At 72.6% G+C, this 16,808-nt stretch carries 11 protein-coding genes and 1 pseudogene; 7 read left to right on the top strand and 5 right to left on the bottom strand.

Going from position 1 to position 16,808, the window contains the following annotated elements; translation table 11 throughout:
* Window positions 1–253 precede the first annotated feature (253 nt).
* Window positions 254–1,492: an MFS transporter gene (locus ACFYTT_RS29380; protein WP_387264046.1), complete on the top strand. Its 1,239-nt coding sequence runs from the start codon at window positions 254–256 to the stop codon at window positions 1,490–1,492.
* A 14-nt stretch (window positions 1,493–1,506) separates the two neighbouring features.
* Here the strand turns inward: ACFYTT_RS29380 and ACFYTT_RS29375 are convergent, their stop codons facing one another.
* A complete protein-coding gene (locus ACFYTT_RS29375; protein WP_131056560.1) occupies window positions 1,507–2,190 on the bottom strand; it encodes a hypothetical protein in 684 nt (227 codons plus the stop codon).
* Between the two features lie 69 nt (window positions 2,191–2,259).
* On the opposite strand from ACFYTT_RS29375, the gene ACFYTT_RS29370 reads away from it, so the two are divergent.
* The 3 genes from ACFYTT_RS29370 (at window position 2,260) to ACFYTT_RS29360 (ending at window position 6,718) form a co-directional block, all read left to right on the top strand.
* The gene (locus ACFYTT_RS29370; RefSeq protein WP_176095327.1) at window positions 2,260–4,878 is read left to right on the top strand and encodes a valine--tRNA ligase; all 2,619 of its coding nucleotides are present in this window, start codon (window positions 2,260–2,262) and stop codon (window positions 4,876–4,878) included.
* 110 nt (window positions 4,879–4,988) lie between these two features.
* On the top strand, window positions 4,989–6,260 hold the full coding sequence (locus ACFYTT_RS29365) for a bifunctional folylpolyglutamate synthase/dihydrofolate synthase (RefSeq protein ID WP_387264059.1): 1,272 nt from the start codon (window positions 4,989–4,991) through the stop codon (window positions 6,258–6,260).
* On the top strand, window positions 6,257–6,718 hold the full coding sequence (locus ACFYTT_RS29360) for a DUF4233 domain-containing protein (protein ID WP_387264042.1): 462 nt from the start codon (window positions 6,257–6,259) through the stop codon (window positions 6,716–6,718). Before ACFYTT_RS29365 ends, ACFYTT_RS29360 begins: the two co-directional genes overlap by 4 nt.
* A gap of 24 nt (window positions 6,719–6,742) precedes the next feature.
* On the opposite strand, the gene ACFYTT_RS29355 is transcribed toward ACFYTT_RS29360, so the two are convergent.
* On the bottom strand, window positions 6,743–8,218 hold the full coding sequence (locus ACFYTT_RS29355) for a VOC family protein (protein ID WP_387264039.1): 1,476 nt from the start codon (window positions 8,216–8,218) through the stop codon (window positions 6,743–6,745).
* A 143-nt stretch (window positions 8,219–8,361) separates the two neighbouring features.
* Here ACFYTT_RS29355 and ndk point away from each other — a divergent pair, with 143 nt between their 5' ends.
* A complete protein-coding gene (ndk, locus tag ACFYTT_RS29350; RefSeq protein WP_387264036.1) occupies window positions 8,362–8,787 on the top strand; it encodes a nucleoside-diphosphate kinase in 426 nt (141 codons plus the stop codon).
* A 59-nt stretch (window positions 8,788–8,846) separates the two neighbouring features.
* Here the strand turns inward: ndk and sigJ are convergent, their stop codons facing one another.
* Both sigJ and ACFYTT_RS29340 read right to left on the bottom strand, forming a co-directional pair.
* Window positions 8,847–9,773: an RNA polymerase sigma factor SigJ gene (gene sigJ, locus ACFYTT_RS29345; RefSeq protein ID WP_387264033.1), complete on the bottom strand. Its 927-nt coding sequence runs from the start codon at window positions 9,771–9,773 to the stop codon at window positions 8,847–8,849.
* Complete coding sequence (locus ACFYTT_RS29340; RefSeq protein WP_387264031.1) at window positions 9,722–10,162, bottom strand: carboxymuconolactone decarboxylase family protein; 441 nt, start codon at window positions 10,160–10,162, stop codon at window positions 9,722–9,724. Before ACFYTT_RS29340 ends, sigJ begins: the two co-directional genes overlap by 52 nt.
* Before the next feature lie 488 nt (window positions 10,163–10,650).
* On the opposite strand from ACFYTT_RS29340, the gene ileS reads away from it, so the two are divergent.
* Together ileS and ACFYTT_RS29330 are read left to right on the top strand one after the other, a co-directional pair.
* Window positions 10,651–13,848: an isoleucine--tRNA ligase gene (gene ileS, locus ACFYTT_RS29335; protein ID WP_387264029.1), complete on the top strand. Its 3,198-nt coding sequence runs from the start codon at window positions 10,651–10,653 to the stop codon at window positions 13,846–13,848.
* A gap of 176 nt (window positions 13,849–14,024) precedes the next feature.
* Window positions 14,025–14,711: pseudogene (locus ACFYTT_RS29330) on the top strand (lysophospholipid acyltransferase family protein); the annotation flags it as partial.
* Between the two features lie 171 nt (window positions 14,712–14,882).
* On the opposite strand, the gene ACFYTT_RS29325 reads toward ACFYTT_RS29330, so the two are convergent.
* On the bottom strand, window positions 14,883–16,745 hold the full coding sequence (locus ACFYTT_RS29325) for a hypothetical protein (protein ID WP_387264027.1): 1,863 nt from the start codon (window positions 16,743–16,745) through the stop codon (window positions 14,883–14,885).
* Window positions 16,746–16,808: the final 63 nt, after the last annotated feature.

The raw sequence follows: 16,808 nt of genomic DNA, 5'->3' as shown, positions 1-16,808 counted from the left end.
TGGTACTGCACCCGGGAGGGTGTGGGAGAGTAGGACACCGCCGGACATCTTCTCGATTTAGGGCCACCCCCACGGGGGTGGCCCTAAACGCATTTGTAGGCCGACCGCTACAGCCCGACCGGGGCAGCCTGAACCGGGGCAGCGCGGCGGCACTCCGGCCGCTAGCGTCACGCGAGTGACGGCGCCCACCGATGGCCCCGCGCCACCAGCACACGACCGGACGATGCCGGGCCCAGTGCCGGAGTCAGCGCCGATGTCTGAGGAGACGGCGCGCTCCGGAGGAACGAGGTCGGGGCTGTGGCGTAGCCGGGATTTCACCGTGTTCTGGGCGGCGCAGACGGTGTCGGTGGTCGGTGACGGGTTCGCGTCGGTGGCCGTACCGCTGCTGGTGCTCCAGGTGACCGGGTCGGTGGCGCTGATGGGCCTGCTCACCGCCGTCGCGGGGGTGGCGTCGGTGGTCACGGCCGTCTTCGCGGGAGTGCTGGCCGACCGGGTGGACCGGCGACGTCTGCTGATCGGCGGTGACCTCGCGCGGGCCGTGCTCTTCGCCGCCGTGCCGGTGGCGTGGCTCTGGGGGCCGCAGCTCTGGCTGCTCTACCTCGTACTGCCGGCCGGTGCCGCCGTGGGGATGGTGTTCCGGGTGGCGTACGTGGCGGCGGTGCCGGGGCTCGTCGACGTCGGGCGGATCACCGAGGCCAACGGCAAGCTGTCGGCGAGCTACGCGGTCGCCGGGATCGGGGGACCGCTGCTGGCCGGTCTGGTGGCGGCGCGCTTCGGGTGCACCACGGCGGTGGCGGTGAACGCCGCGAGCTTCGCCGTGTCGGCGGTCGGGCTGACCGCCGTTCGGCTGCGGCAGGCCCGCCGGGAGCGGACCGCGACGACCTCGGCCGGGCTGCGTGACGAGCTGCTGGACGGGGCCCGGTTCCTCTGGCGGCATCCGGTGCTGCGGAGCCTGACACTGCTGCTGTCGGCGTTCCTGTTCCTCACCTACGGGCTTGACGACGTGCTGATCTATCACGTCGGGCACGGCCTTGGCGGGTCGGAGCGTACCGTCGGGGTGGTGTTGGGGCTGGCCGCGCTCGGCACGGTCCTCGGCTCGCTGGTGGTGGCGCCGCTGCGACGACGCATGGGCTTCGGGCCCACCTGGTCGGGCAGTGTGGTGACGGCCGGCGTGGCGGTCGCGGCGGTCGGGTCGGCGGGTACGGTGCCGGCGGTGGCGGCCCTGGCGGCGGTGTACCTCGGCGGGGTGGCGGTCGGCGCGATCTGCTCCCTGTCGCTACGGCAGGAGGTGACGCCGAACCACCTGCTGGGCCGGGTCACCTCGGTGTTCTGGGCGACCCACTACGCGCTCGGCCCGATCGGGGCTGCCGTGGTGACGTGGGGCGCGCAGGGGTACGGCGTACCCCTGGTCTGTCTGCTGGCGGGTGGTGGGTGCGTCCTGGTCGGGCTCGCGGCGCTCGCCACGCCGGTGGCGCGGGTCGGCGGGCGGTGACCCGGCGGCGCTCGTCAGTGCCGGGTCTGCACGGTCTCGCGGATCTGTCGCAGCAGCCCGGCGGACTCGTCGACCGAGCGGGACGGGAACATGGCGAGCACCACGCTGCCGTGGTCGGCCCAGCCGCAGACCGCGAAGTCACCGCCGTCGCCGCTGGTGCTGCCGCACTTCATCGTCCCGCCGAGACCGCCCGGGGAGACGTTGCGCAGGTCGCTGATCGCGCCGGTCTCGTCGCCCATCAGCGTGAACAGGCTCTCCAGGTCCCGCTCCGGCTGCCACAGCAGGGTCGTGCCGCCGAAGAGGAGCACCGAGCGGCGGGTGTCGGCCGGATCCTGGTAGACCGCGCCGAAGCTGCTGTCCAGCCGGATGTCGGCCGCGAGGCCGCTGCGCAGGTAGTCGGCGGTGCTCACCGCGCGGTCGCTGGTGTCCTGGCGCAGGCCGGCGACCTCGCCCGGAGTGCTGATCCGGGCGTCCTTCTGCTGCATGATCCGCCAACCCCAGGAGCCGAGCGTGCCGACGCCCGCGAACACCAGGACCGCGATCAACGCCACCGCGATCCGCCAGCGCCGGGACCGGACGGCGCGGCGGTCGGGGCCGGTCGCCGCCTCGGGCTGGTCCAGCTCGATCGGCTCGGCGGTCAGGTCGACCAGCGGGGTGCCGTCGTCGAGGTGGTGGAGGCTGCGGCGCGCGTCGGACATAGCCGACACCGTACGCGAACCACCGGTGGCGCACGTCGGGTCCGCCGAAGCGCTCCGTAGACTTCCAGGGTGACCGAGAACCTGGATGCCCGACGCCTCGACGCCCCGACCCTCGCCGGCCAGTACCTGCCCGGCGAGGTAGAGCAGCGACGGTACGAGCAGTGGGTAGCCGACGGTCGGTTCCGGGCATCGGCGGAGAGCGAGCGGCAGCCCTTCACCATCGTCATCCCGCCGCCGAACGTGACCGGCTCGCTGCACATGGGCCACGCGCTGGACCACACCGTGCAGGACGCCCTGGTGCGGCGCAAGCGTATGCAGGGTTTCGAGGCGCTCTGGCTGCCCGGCATGGACCACGCCGGCATCGCCACCCAGAACGTGGTCGAGCGGCAGCTCGCCGCGCAGGGCCTGTCCCGCCACGATTTGGGCCGGGAGAAGTTCGTCGAGCGGGTGTGGCAGTGGAAGGCGGAGTCCGGCGGGACCATCCTCGGCCAGATGCGCCGCCTCGGTGACTCGGTGGACTGGGAGCGCGAGCGCTTCACCATGGACGAGGGCCTGTCCCGCGCCGTGCAGACCATGTTCAAGAAGCTGTACGACGACGGGCTGATCTATCGCGCGAACCGGATCATCAACTGGTGTCCGCGCTGTCTGACCGCCCTCTCCGACATCGAGGTGGAGCACTCCGATGACGACGGTGAGCTGGTCTCGATCCGGTACAGCGACGACGTGGTGGTGGCCACCACCCGGGCCGAGACGATGCTCGGCGACACGGCGGTGGCGGTGCACCCGGACGACGAGCGGTACCGGCACCTGATCGGCACCGAGGTCGAGCTGCCGTTGACCGGGCGGCGGATCCCGATCGTGGGGGACGCCCACGTCGACCCGTCCTTCGGCACCGGCATGGTGAAGGTCACCCCGGCGCACGACCCGAACGACTTCGAGATCGGGCAGCGGCACGACCTGCCCGCGCTCACCGTGATGGACGAGCGGGGTGTGATCACCGCGCCCGGTCCGTTCCAGGGGCTGGACCGGTTCGAGGCCCGGCCGGCGATCGTCGCGGCGCTGCGCGAGCAGGGCCGCATCGTCGCCGAGAAGCGGCCGTACGTGCACGCCGTCGGGCACTGCTCGCGGTGCCGCACCACGGTGGAACCCCGGCTGTCGTTGCAGTGGTTCGTCAACACCTCGCCGCTGGCGAAGGCGGCCGGTGACGCGGTGCGCGACGGGCGGGTCCGGATCGAGCCGGCGGAGCTGGCCAAGCGCTACTTCGCCTGGGTCGACAACATGCACGACTGGTGCATCTCCCGCCAGCTCTGGTGGGGCCACCGGATCCCGGTCTGGTACGGCCCGGCCGGCGAGGTGGTCTGCGTCGGACCCGACGAGGAGCCGCCGACCGGGACGGGCTGGCACCAGGACGAGGACGTGCTGGACACCTGGTTCTCCAGCGGCCTGTGGCCGTTCTCCACGCTCGGTTGGCCGGAGCAGACCCCGGACCTGGCCAAGTTCTATCCGACCAGCGTGCTGGTGACCGGTTACGACATCCTCTTCTTCTGGGTGGCCCGGATGATGATGTTCGGCCTGTACGCGATGGACGGCAGGCAGCCGTTCGACGTGATCGCCCTGCACGGCATGGTCCGTGACGAGCACGGCAAGAAGATGTCGAAGTCGTTCGGGAACGTGGTCGACCCGCTGGACTGGATCGACCGGTACGGTGCCGACGCGACCCGCTTCACGCTGGCCCGGGGCGCCAACCCGGGCGGCGACGTGCCGGTCAGCGAGGAGTGGTGCCAGGGCTCCCGGAACTTCTGCAACAAGCTCTGGAACGCCACCCGGTTCGCGTTGATCAACGGCGCGCACACCGGCGGTCCGATGCCGACCGCCGACAAGCTGTCGACCGTCGACCGGTGGATCCTGTCCCGGCTGGCGCACGTCACCGCCGAGGTCGACGAGCAGTTCGAGGCGTACGAGTTCGCCAAGGTGTGTGACCTGCTCTACCACTTCGCCTGGGACGACGTCTGTGACTGGTACGTCGAGCTGAGCAAGCCGGTGCTGGCCGGCGGGGGCGAGTCGGCCGAGGTCACCCGCCGGGTCCTCGGTCATGTGCTGGACCACCTCCTGCGGCTGCTGCACCCGGTGATCCCGTTCGTCACCGAGGAGTTGTGGACCGCGCTGACCGGCGGCGAGACGCTGCTCACCGCGGCCTGGCCGGCTGCCGACCGGGCGCTCGTCGACGACGCCGCCGAGGCGGAGGTCGCCACCCTGCAACGGGTGGTCACCGAGGTCCGCCGGTTCCGCTCGGACCAGGGCCTGCGCCCGACCCAGCGGGTCGCCGCCCGGCTCGACGGCCTGGCCGGCGCCGGCGTGGCGGCGCACGAACCGCTGATCCGGTCGCTCGCGCGGCTCGACGCGCCCGCCGACGACTTCCAGGCCAGCGCCACGCTGGCCATGCCGGGCGAGGTCAACGTCGCGCTGGACACCCGGGGCTCGATCGACGTGGCCGCCGAGCGGGCGCGACTGACCAAGGACCGGACGGCGGCCGAGAAGGAGGCCGGGCAGGCCCGGGCGAAGCTGGACAATCCGGCGTTCGTCGGTAAGGCCCCCGAACCGGTCGTCGCCAAGATCCGTCAACGACTGGCCGTCGCCGAGGCCGACCTGGCCCGGATCGACGCCGCCCTGGAGGCCCTGCCCTCGTGAGCGACGACCGTACCGAGAACACCGATCGTGGTCGGCCGCGCGGCGACCGCGCCGCGCACGCCGCCTTCGCCCAGGCAGAGGCGGAGCTGGCCGGGCGCGGTTTCACCCGGATGGTGTTCGAGCTGGACCGCATCTCGTCCCTGCTCGACCTGCTGGGCAGCCCGCAGCGGGCGTACCCGTCGATCCACCTGACCGGCACCAACGGCAAGACCTCCACGGCCCGGATGATCGACTCGCTGTTGCGGGCGTTCGGGCTGCACACCGGCCGGTACACCAGCCCGCACCTGGAGAGCGTCCGGGAGCGGATCAGCCTGGACGGCGAGCCGGTGGACGAGACCCGGTTCGCCGCGGTCTATCAGGAGATCAAGCCGCTGGCCGAACTGGTGGACGACCGGTCGGCGGAGCCGCTGACCTACTTCGACATGACCACCGCGCTGGCGTTCGCCACGTTCGCCGACGCTCCCGTCGACATCGCCGTGGTCGAGGTGGGTCTCGGTGGCGCCGAGGACGCCACGAACGTGATCCAGGCCGGGGTGTGCGTACTCACGCCGATCGGGTTGGACCACACCGAGTGGCTCGGGGACACGCTCCAGGACATCGCGGTCGCCAAGTCCGGCATCATCCACCCCGGCGCCACGGTGATCTGCGCGGCGCAGGAGGAGGAGGCCGCCGAGCCGATCCTGCAACGCTGCGCCGAGGTGGGCGCGACCATCGCCCGCGAGGGCGCCGAGTTCGGCGTGCTGCGTCGGGCGGTCGCCGTCGGCGGGCAGGTGCTCACCCTGCAAGGACTCGGCGGGGTGTACGAAGAGGTGTTCGTCCCGCTGCACGGCGCGCACCAGGCGCAGAACGCGGCGCTGGCGCTCGCCGCCGTGGAGGCGTTCCTCGGCGCCGGCGCGCGGCGGCAGTTGGACGTGGAGGCGGTCCGGGAGGGCTTCGCCGCGGCCAGCTCGCCGGGCCGCCTGGAGCGGGTCCGGAACGCCCCCACGATCCTGCTGGACGGTGCGCACAACCCGCAGGGGATGGCCGCCACGGTCACCGCCCTGCAGGAGGAGTTCGCGTTCAGCAAGCTGGTCGCGGTGGTGGGCACACTGGCCGACAAGGACGCGCCGAGCCTGCTGGAGCTGCTGGAACCGGTGGTCGACCAGGTGGTGGTGACCCGTAACAGCTCGCCCCGGGCGCTGCCGGCCAAGGAGTTGGCCGCGCTCGCCGCCGAAGTGTTCGGGCCGGACCGGGTCGAGGTCGCCGAGGAGATGCCGGACGCGATCGAGGCGGCGGTGGCGCTGGCCGAGGAGGACGTACCGGGTGAACTGGCCGGGGTCGGTGTGCTGATCACCGGCTCGGTGGTGACCGTGGCCGACGCCCGCCGCCTGCTGAAGCGATGAGCGAGCCCACGGGCGCGGCCCGGCCGGACGAGACCCCCGAAACCATCACCGGTGGCGGTGCCGGACCGGGGCAGCCCGAGGGCGTTCCCGGGACGGACGGTGACGGCCCGCCGGGACAGCGCCGGTCCGGGCTGCGTGATCCGCAGCGGGCGGTACGCGGACTCGGCGCGGGCACCCTCGCGCTGGAGGCGCTGGTGCTGCTGCTGGCGATCCAACCGATCCGGGTCGTCGGCGGTGACCTCGGCGGTCCGGCGCTCGCGGCGGTGGTGACGCTGGCCGTGCTGGCGGCTCTGCTGGCCGGGCTGATGCGCCGACCCTGGGCGTGGCAGGCCGGCACCGTGTTGCAGGGTCTGCTGCTGCTGTCCGGTCTGCTGCACTGGGCGCTGTTCGCGCTGGGCGTCATCTTCGCGCTGGTGTGGGCGTACGCGTTGCACGTCCGTCGGGTGATCCTGGGCTGACCGGCGTCCGTGCCGGTCGGCGGGTCACGCCTCGGCGCGTTCCCGCCACTGGGTCAGGGCGATGCCGTGCCCGTCCGGGTCGCGGAACGCCGCCGCCCACACCTCCAGCTTGGTGCCCCGGTTGACCACCCGGGGCGCGTAGGTGAACCGGACGCCCGAGTCACGCATCCGCTCGTAGGCCGACTGGATGTCGTCGACGTCGAGGTTGACGTGCACCAGCCGCCGGTTCATCGGCTGGGCGCCGGTCACCTCGCGCAGCACCAGCCGGGTGGCCCCGGAGGAGAGGACCGCGTTGCCGTTGCCCCGGTCGACCTCGCGGAAGCCGAGCCGGTCCCGATAGAACTCCAGCGATCGGGACAGCTCGGTGACGAGCAGGGTGATGCCCACACCGCTGATCGGGGCGGCCAGGTCGGCGGTGTCCGGGTCGAAACCGAAGATCGCCTCGTCCAGTTCCCGGTCGTCCACCTGCGGATCGTCGGGGTCCGGGGGGCCGGTCGCCGCCGCGTGCACCGGCTCGTCCTCGTGCGGTGCCGACCGGGTGCGCCCGGCGGTCGTCGGGTACGGGTCGTCCAGCGGCAGGTCCAGCGGGTCGAGGGGGCCCGTCGGGGCGGAGGGCGGATCGGCCGGTCGTCCGGCGGCCGGTGCCGTGCTCGGCGTACCGGTGACCGGCGCGCCGGCCGGGTGGTCGTCGCGCGGCAGGTCGGCGAAGAGGTCGGTCTCGTCCGGGGCGGTGGCGGTCGCGGCGAACCGCTCCTCGGCGGGGGTACGTGGCGCGGGCGTGGCGCGGCGGGGCAACGGGGCGTCGCTGCTCTGCTCGACCACGGTGCCCTCCAGCACCACGGGTCCACCCGGGCGCTGGCGTACCCGGACCGGGTCCCGGGACTCGACCGGCTCGACCGGGTCGTCGCGGAGCGGGGTGCCGAGCGGGTCACCCAGCGGGTCGTGGAAGTCGTCCTCCGGCGGCCGGTCGGCCCACGGCGGGGCCTGCTGCCCGATCAGCACCTCGTCCGGCGGGCCCTGCCCGACGAACTCGTCGGCGAACTCGGGCGGCAGGTCGGCGGTGCCGGCCTCGGCGTGGGTGGGCACCTCGTCCCAGAGCACCCGGACGTGTCGCGGGTCGTCCAGCGCCACCCGGATCGGCAGTGTCTGGCCCAGCGACGGCCACTTGGCGACCGGCACCCGGGGCTCGATGATCTTCTTGGACCGGGGCGGCAGCCCGGGTGCGTCGATCACGAGCTGGAGTTCGCAGCGGCCGAAGGCGTACTGGGTGGGTGGTTCGGAGGCGCTGTGCACGTGCCCGGCGCCGACGACCCAGGTGCGACCGCCGCCGCGTACGGTGGCCAGCGCGATCGCCAGCACCAGCAGGGCCACACCGAGCGCCACGATGGCCCAGCTCGTCATGCCCAGCCCGAACAGCACGACGAAACTGGCCACGGTGCCGAGCACCGCCGCGATCAGTTTGCGTACCGGTGCGATGGGTCGGTTCCCGCCGTTCGCCACAGTGGACCTCCCGGGTGGTCAGGGCCAGGCTAGGCCGGATCGGGGGCCGGGGGAAGGACCGACCACCGCGCCGGGGCCGGGACCGGGTCGCTAGGCTGACCGTACCCAGCCCGACCGACTTACGCCCTCAGGAGGAACCCAGCGTGTCCAGCAGCAGCCCGGACGAGCGCACGCTCGTACTGATCAAGCCCGACGCGGTCCGCCGCGGCCTGGTCGGCGAGATCGTCTCCCGCTTCGAGCGGAAGGGGCTGCGGATCGACGCGATGGCGTCCCGGACGATGGACGCCGCGCTGGCCGACGAGCACTACGCCGAGCACGTGGACAAGACGTTCTACCCGCCGCTGAAGACGTTCATGACCAGCGGCCCGTTGGTCGCGCTGGTGCTCTCCGGCGACCAGGTGATCGACGTGGTGCGGGGTCTGATCGGCGCCACCGACGGACGCAAGGCCGTCGCCGGCACCATCCGGGGCGACCTCGCCCTGTCCAACCGGGAGAACCTGGTGCACGCCTCCGACTCCCCGGACAGCGCCAAGCGCGAGCTGGCGCTCTGGTTCCCCGAGCTGGGCTGACGACCGCCTCCCCGAGTTGGGCTCACGACAGCGGCGAGCCGGCCCGTCGACGGGCCGGCTCAGGTCGCCCAGGGCAACTTGTCCGGGTTGGCGACCAGGAAGATGTCGGTGATCCGACCGTCGGCGGTGCCGAGCATGACCGCATACCGGGAGCCGCCGGCGGTGATCACCACGGCGGCCGGCTGACCGTTGAGTTCGGTGCGGTGCACGGTGAGCGGCCAGCCCTTCTCGCGGACGCCCAGCAGGAACCGGACCACCCGGTCCGCGCCGGTGATCGGGTTGCGGGCGGCACTCACCCGACCGCCGCCGTCACTCCAGGCGATCGCGTCGGCGGCCACCAGCTCGGTCAGCCTCCGCAGGTCACCCTCGCCGGCGGCGGCGATGAACGCCTCCAGCAGTCGCTCCTGCTCCGCCCGGTCGGCGGTGAACCGGCGCTGCTCGCGCCCGATCCGGGCGGCGGCCCGGTGGTGCAACTGACGGCAGTCCTCGACGGAACGGTCGAGCAGCTCGGCGATCTCGGCGTACGGCAGCTCGAACGCGGTGTGCAGGACGTAGACCGCGCGCTCCGGCGGGGTGAGCCGCTCCAGCAGGTGCAGCAGCGCGGTGGAGAGCGAGTCGCGCAGTTCGGCGCGTTCCAACGGGCCGAACGGTGACGGTGCCGTCGGTACCGGCTCCGGCAGCCACTGCCCGACGTACGACTCCCGGGTGGCCTGCCGGGCCCGCAGCCGGTCCATGGACAGGTGGGTCACCACCCGGGACAGGTAGCGGCGTGGCTCGGCCACCCGGCTCCGGTCGACGCGGGCCCAGCGCAGGTAGGTCTCCTGGAGCACGTCCTCGGCGTCGTGCCGGCTGCCGAGCAGCCGGTACGCCAGACCGAGCAGCATCGGCCGGTGCGCGTCGAGCGCACCGGCCGCCTCCGCCGCCTCCGCCGGGTTCAGTCGTCCGACGGGAGATCGTTGCGGAAGGTCACCGCGATCCGGTTCCACACGTTGATTGTGGCAATCGCCAGGACCAGGTCGGCGAGCGCCTTCTCCGGCCAGACCTTCGCCGCGTCCTCCCACACGTCGTCGGGTACCCCGTGCTCGCCGAGCCGGGTCACCGCGTCGGTCAACGCCAGCGCGGCGCGTTCCCGCTGGTCGAAGAAGGGCGCCTCGCGCCAGGCGGCCACCGCGAACAGCCGCCGGCTCGACTCACCCGCGCCGAGCGCCTCCTGGCTGTGCATGTCGACGCAGAACGCGCAGCCGTTCAGGATCGAGGCGCGCAGCTTCACCAGCTCCAGCACGGTGTGGTCCACGTTCGCCCGGACGTACTTCTCCAGCCCCATCACGGCGCCGAACGCCTCCGGCGCCACCTTGGCCACGTTCATCCGCTGCATGACAACCCTCCCGCTAGATCGCTCCGACACCCCCACGACGGGCACGCCCCCACGGGGCGTGACAGGTACACCCTGTGACGCCGGTCATGGCGCACGTCGTGGTCCGTCCGTCGTGGGGTCGCGCGTCGATCATGGACTCGTGGTCGGTGATTCGCCCCTTGCGGACCGGTTTGCGACTGCCAGGACTCCATGATCGGCGGGGTGGGGTGATCGGGAGGAGGGGGACGGGTGGGATGGGTATCATGGGTGGGTATGGCGATGATCCGGCAATCACCGGTGAGCCTCCGGAAGAACGGCCGGGTGACCGGCTCAGTAGAACCGGACGGGTCGGCCCGTCACAGCCGGTCAACGAGCGGGTGGTCGTACTCCGGCCACCAAGCGGGGTGGTACCGCGGGCCCGGCCCGGGGCGCCGGTGACGGCGTACCGGTGACGGCTCGTCCTCGCAGACCCACACGACAGTGAGCGTCAGCGAGGAGAGCGACCCCCGATGGGCTATCCGTTGCACGACCCGACCGCCACCGGCGTCCCGGCCAGCCCGGACCTGCCCGCGGTCGAGCGCCGGGTGCTGGAGCACTGGACGGCCGACAAGACCTTCGAGGCCAGCGTCGAGCAGCGTCCCGCCTCCGGCCGGCAGCCGGAGACGGCGACCGGTGCCTCGGCCGGTGACGCCGACAACGAGTACGTCTTCTACGACGGCCCGCCGTTCGCCAACGGCCTGCCGCACTACGGTCACCTCTTCACCGGGTACGTCAAGGACGTGGTGCCGCGCTACCAGACCATGCGCGGCCGGCGGGTGGAGCGGCGCTTCGGCTGGGACTGCCACGGCCTGCCCGCCGAGGTGGTGGCCGAGAAGCAGCTCGGCATCACCAGCAAGGCGGAGATCCTCGACCTCGGCGTGGCCCGGTTCAACGACGCCTGCCGCTCCTCCGTGCTGGAGTTCACCCAGGACTGGGAGCGGTACGTCACCCGGCAGGCCCGCTGGGTCGACTTCGCCAACGACTACAAGACCCTCGACCTGGACTACATGGAAAGCGTCATGTGGGCCTTCAAGACCCTGCACGACAAGGGTCTGATCTACGAGGGTTTCCGGGTGCTGGCGTACTGCTGGCGGTGTGAGACGCCGCTGTCGAACACCGAGACCCGGATGGACGACGTCTACCGGGACCGGCACGACCCCACGTTGACCGTGTGGTTCGGGCTGACCGCCGACGAGTCCGCGCCGGAACTGCTCCGGGGGCCGGTCCGGCTGGGCGTCTGGACCACCACGCCGTGGACGCTGCCGTCGAACCTGGCGCTGGCCGTCGGGCCGGACATCGAGTACGCGGTGCTGGACCGCGACGGCGAGCGCTACGTCGTCGGCGCCGGTCGCCTCGGGGCGTACGCCAAGGAACTGGAGGGGTACGAGCAGGTCGGCACGGTACGCGGCGCCGACCTGGTGGGGCGGCGGTACACCCCGCTGTTCGACTTCCTCACCGCGCAGGCCGGACCGCAGGCGTACCAGGTGCTCGGCGCCGAGTTCGTTACCACCGAGGACGGCACCGGGATCGTGCACCTCGCCCCGGCCTTCGGCGAGGACGACCAGAACGTCTGCAACGCGGCCGGCATCCCGACCATCGTCACCGTGGACGACCACACCCGGTTCACCGGGCTGGTCCCGCCCTACGAGGGCGAGCAGGTCTTCGACGTCAACAAGCCGGTGATCCGGGAGCTCAAGGAGCGGGGGGTGGTGCTGCGGCAGGACACCTACACCCACTCGTATCCGCACTGCTGGCGCTGTGACACCCCGCTGGTCTACAAGGCGGTGTCGTCGTGGTTCGTCGCGGTGACGACGTTCAAGGACCGCATGGTCGAGCTGAACCAGCAGATCAACTGGACGCCCGGACACATCAAGGACGGCTCGTTCGGCAAGTGGCTGGCCAACGCCCGGGACTGGTCCATCAGCCGGAACCGGTTCTGGGGCTCGCCCATCCCGGTGTGGCGCTCGGACGACCCGAACCACCCGCGCGTCGACGTGTACGGGTCGCTGGAGGAGATCGAGCGCGACTTCGGCGTACGCCTGACCGACCTGCACCGGCCGGCGGTGGACGACCTGGTCCGCCCCAACCCGGACGACCCGACGGGCCGGTCGACGATGCGCCGCGTGCCGGAGGTGCTGGACTGCTGGTTCGAGTCCGGCTCGATGCCCTTCGCCCAGGTGCACTACCCGTTCGAGAACCGCGACTGGTTCGAGAGCCACTACCCGGGTGACTTCATCGTCGAGTACATCGGGCAGACCCGGGGCTGGTTCTACACCATGCACGTGCTGGCCACCGCGCTGTTCGACCGGCCGGCGTTCCGCAACTGCCTCAGCCACGGCATCCTGCTCGGCTCCGACGGGCGCAAGATGTCCAAGAGCCTGCGCAACTACCCGGACGTCTACCACGTCTTCGACTCGTACGGGTCGGACGCGATGCGGTGGATGCTGATGTCGTCGCCGGTGCTGCGGGGCGGGGACATGCCGGTCACCGAGTCGAGCGTGCGGGACGCCGTGCGGCAGGTGCTGTTGCCGCTCTGGAACGTCTGGTACTTCTTCTCGCTGTACGCCAACGCCGACGGCTACCAGGCGAAACGGAAGACCGACGCGGTGGCGACCGGTGCCGGCAGCCTGCTCGACCGGTACGTGCTGGCCAAGACCAACGAGCTGGTCGAGACGGCCGGCGCGCAGATGGACGCGTACGACATCTCGGGGGCCTGCGCCACCGTCCGGTCCTACCTGGACGCGCTGACCAACTGGTATGTGCGTCGCTCGCGGGACCGGTTCTGGGCGGGTGACACCGAGGCGTTCGACACGCTCTGGACGGTGCTGGAGACGCTGTGCCGGGTGGTGGCGCCGTTGGCACCGCTGACCGCCGAGGAGATCTGGCGCGGGCTGACCGGTGAGCGGTCGGTGCACCTGACCGACTGGCCGCGTGCCGAGGACTTCCCGGTCGACCACGAGCTGGTGGCCGCGATGGACGCCACCCGGGCGGTCGCCTCGGCGGCGCTGTCGCTGCGCAAGGCCAAGGGTCTGCGGGTCCGGCTGCCGCTGGCGAAGCTGACCGTGGCCAGCCCGGCGGCCGAGCAGCTGCGGCCCTTCGCCGACCTGGTCGCCGACGAGGTCAACGTGAAGGAGGTCGTCTTCACCGACGAGGTGTCGGCGTACTGCCAGCAGGTGCTCACCGTGGTGCCCCGGGCGCTCGGACCCCGGGTCGGCAAGCAGGTGCAGCAGGTGATCAAGGCGGTCAAGGCGGGGGAGTGGGAGCTGGTCGACGGCGCCCCGGTCGCCGCCGGGGTCACGCTGGCCGAGGGCGAGTACGAGCTGCGGTTGGTCGCGGCCGACGCCGAGCATTCCGCCCCGCTGCCGGGTAGCGAGGGGGTGGTGGTGCTGGACACCGTGGTCACCCCCGAGCTGGCCGCCGAGGGACTGGCCCGGGACGTCGTCCGGGTGGTCCAGCAGGCCCGCCGCGACGCCGACCTGGACATCTCGGACCGGATCGCGGTGACGGTGTCGGCCTCGGCGGAGGTGCGCGCGGCGGTGTCCGGGTACGCCGAGTTCGTGGCCCGTGAGGTGCTGGCGGACCGCGTCGACTTCGCCGACGAGCTGGACGGCTTCGCCGGTGAGGTCGGCGAGGGCGAGCAGGTGACGGTCGCGGTGCGTCGCGTGTGAGCTGACGTGTGTCGATGTGTAAGGAAGGGCCCCCTACTAACGCCTGCGGTAGTACCGGGGGCCCTTCCTAACATCCGGCACCCAGCCTGCGGACCTGCCCGACCTCGCTCCGGTCGAAGTGCGACGGTCCGCTACGGTGACACCGCCCCTACCTCACTCGATCCGCCGGAGGACCAGTGCCGCTGCTCTACACCATCGGCAGGTACACCGTGGCCCCGGCACTGCGGCTGGCCTTTCAGCCGAACGTGGAGGGGCTGGAGCACATCCCGGCGACCGGCGGCGCGATCTTCGCGGGCAACCATCTGTCCGTGGCCGACGAGTTGTTCCTCGGCACGGTGGTGCCTCGGCACCTAGCGTTCTGGGCCAAGTCGGACTATTACAAGGGTACCGGGGCGAAGGGCGCGTTCCATCGGTTCGTGCTCAACGGCCTGGGCGCCATCCCGGTCGAGCGGGCCGGCGGGCGGGCGGCGTTGACCGCCTTCGACGCGGCGATCCCCGCCCTCCAGGGCGGCGACCTGGTCGCCATCTATCCCGAGGGGACCCGTTCGCCGGACGGCCGGCTCTACCGGGGACGCACCGGCACCGCCCGGCTGGCGCTGGCCGCCGGTGTCCCGATCATCCCAGTGGGCATGATCGGCACCGACAAGGTGCAGCCGATCGGCGCCCGGATGCCGCGACCCGGGGGCGCGAAGATCACCGTGCGGTTCGGCAAGCCGCTGGACTTCACCGGCCGCTCGGCCGACCGGACGTCGCTGCGGGAGATGACCGACGAGCTGATGGCCGAGATCCAGAAACTGACCGGCCAGGAGTACGTCCCGCGCTACGCCCCGCCCCGCGCGAAGCCGCCCGCCCCGGGCGAGCCGACGCCGGGTAGCACGACGCCGGGCAGCCCGACCACGGGTGGGCCTGCCACGGGCGAGTCGCACCCGGGTCAGTCGACGCCGGGGGAGTCGGCTCCGGGTCAGTAGACCCCCGGGTCGGTCGACCCCGGGCGGGCCGACCGCAGGCTGAGCGCAGGCCGCGGACGGCCCCGTTCAGCCGCCCTTCGTCGAGACGATCTGTCGCCGCATGGTGGCGAGCAGCTCGGCACTGTCGTCCACCGAGAGCCCGGTGAAGACCGCGCTGGTGATGCTGCCGTGGTCGACCGAGGTGCAGACCACCACCCCGACGCCGTCGACGTTGCCCACCGCGCACCGCTCGTGCCGCCCCCGCACGCCGGTCTCCACGACCTGCGCCTCACCGAGCGAGTACTGCTGGGTGAGGCGTTCGATCTCGCCGTCGGCGTCGGCCGAGGGGGCGAAGCGGAAGCCGGTGCCGCCGAAGACGGTGACCTGCTTGCCGGCTCCGGTGGTGTAGATGCCGGCGAAGGTGTCGTCGGCGAGCAGGTGCGCCTGGCGCATCTGCGTCTCCAGCCGTCGGGCGGCCTGCGTACTGCGGTCGTCCTGGCGGAGTTCCAGATCGGCCACCTGGGTCGGCAGCGAGGCGTTCGCCGGGTACTGGCTGGCCATCGGGACGCCGTAGTAGGCCGGGCAGCCGCAGCAGCAGGCGATGGTCAGCAGCAGCATCCACGGCCAGCGGCGACGCTTACGGGGACGGGCGTACCCCGGAGGCGCCTGCCAGCCCGGCGGCGGTGCGGGTGGCCCGGTCTTCCGACCCCGCCAGCCCCGGATCGGCGGTGCCGGTGCGGCTGGCGGTGCCGGTGGCGGGGCGTGCCGCACCGGTGGCGGGGCGTGCCGCACCGGTGGCGGCGCGACCTGTTGCGGACGCCCCGGCGCGGCCGGCGGTCGCATCGGCGCGGCCGGCGCCGGCGGAGTGGGTCGCGCGGCCGGTGGCGGGTACGCGGGCGGCTGGTGCGCCGGTGGCGCGGACGACACCGGTGGTGGGTACCCGGCCGGTTGGTGTGCCGGTGGGGCCGAGGAGACCGGTGGTGGGTACGCGGGGGGTTGGTGTGCCGGTGGGGCCGAGGACACCGGCGGTGGGTACGCGGGCGGTTGGTGTGCCGGTGGCGCGGGCGAGACCGGCGGCGGCACGGGGGTGTAGGACCGGGTCGCCGGCGGTGCGGGGTAGGACAACGTGGGCGGCGGCACAGCGGGCATGTCCGCCGAGGGCAGGTGCCAGCCACTGGTGTCGGCGCCGGCCCACGGGTCCACCGGGGTCTGGTGCTCCGGCGCGTCGGCCGGTGCCACCGGCGGCAGCGGGGTGGGCTCGGCGGACATGCCCCAGATGCGGCGGCGCGGCGGGGGCGGCGGTACGGCGGCCGACCCGCTCCAGCGCGGCGCGGGCTTCTCCACGGCGGTCGCATCGGGCACGGCGGTCGCATCGGGCACGGCGGTCGCATCGGGCACGGCCGCCGCCTCGGGCATCACCCGGGTGCCCTGCGGGCCGACCTCGGGAGGCGGCGCCACGGTGGTACGCGCGTCGTCCTCGGACGGTGTCGACCCGCTCCGCCCGGCGGCCTCGTCGACCGGACGGGTCGCGTCTACCTCGTCCACGGACCGGGTCGGATCGACCTCATCCGCACGTCGAGTCGGATCGGCCTCGTCCACGCGTCGGGTCGCGTCGGCCTCGTGTGCGTCGGTTGTCGGATCGGTCCCGGCCCGTGTCTGGTCGGGCGCGTTCGCGGTTCGGTTCGGGTCGGGCGTGTTCGCGGCTCGGGTCTGGTCGATCTCGGCTCGGGTCGGGTCGAGCGGTACGGCTGGTGGGGCGGGGTGGGTCGGTCCTGCGGGACTGGTCGGGTCGGCGTCGCCGACCGGCTGGGTCTCGTCCGCCGCCGAGGTGGTGGCGGGCGGTGCGGGGTCGAGGGTCTGCTCCTGGGTGACCGCTGACTCCCCGTTCCGGTGTGTGTCCGGACGGTTCCCGTCGACCGGCCGGTCTGCTCCCGGCTGCGGCTCCGGCATCGCGGCAATCTCCTCTCACGCCGACCCGAGGCTAGTACCGGTGTGCCACCGGGGCAGAACCAG

It is taken from the genome of Micromonospora sp. NPDC003816 (assembly GCF_042874705.1).
Classification (GTDB): Bacteria; Actinomycetota; Actinomycetes; order Mycobacteriales; family Micromonosporaceae; genus Micromonospora.
This window is presented reverse-complemented; position numbering and strand designations above follow the sequence as displayed.